The sequence below is a fragment of the Kluyvera sp. EC_51 genome, from assembly GCF_019584505.1.
Classification (GTDB): Bacteria; Pseudomonadota; Gammaproteobacteria; order Enterobacterales; family Enterobacteriaceae; genus Kluyvera; species Kluyvera sichuanensis.
In genome coordinates this window covers 1-402 of sequence record NZ_VDAG01000103.1, presented here as the reverse complement: position 1 = coordinate 402, position 402 = coordinate 1, and the positions used below count along the sequence as shown (strand labels likewise).

Genomic DNA, 402 nt, shown 5'->3' with positions numbered 1-402 from the left:
AGTCATCGGTTCGTCTGAGAATTACGTGCAACTGCGCACGCGACACCCGGAGACAACGGCTGACTAAGCTTACTCCCCATCCCCGGGCAATAAGGGCGCGTGCGCTATCCACTTTTTTGCACGCCCGTATTCAACGGCTTCTTTAAGGAGTTCATTTTCCATCGTTTTTTTGCCGAGCAGGCGCTGGAGTTCTTTAATCTGCTTCATGGCAGCAGCAAGTTCAGAGGCAGGAACGACCTGCTCTCCTGCGGCCACAGCAGTAAGACTTCCCTCCTGGTATTGCTTGCGCCAGAGAAATAACTGGCTGGCTGCCACACCGTGTTGCCGGGCAACAAGGGAGACCGTCATTCCCGGTTCAAAACTCTGCTGAACACTTGCGATCTTTTCCTGTGTAGTACGCCG

Annotated in this window: 1 pseudogene; it reads right to left on the bottom strand. The window is 54.0% G+C overall.

Going from position 1 to position 402, the window contains the following annotated elements:
* A pseudogene (locus tag FHC49_RS19505) lies at nucleotides 1-402 on the bottom strand (transposase); the annotation flags it as partial.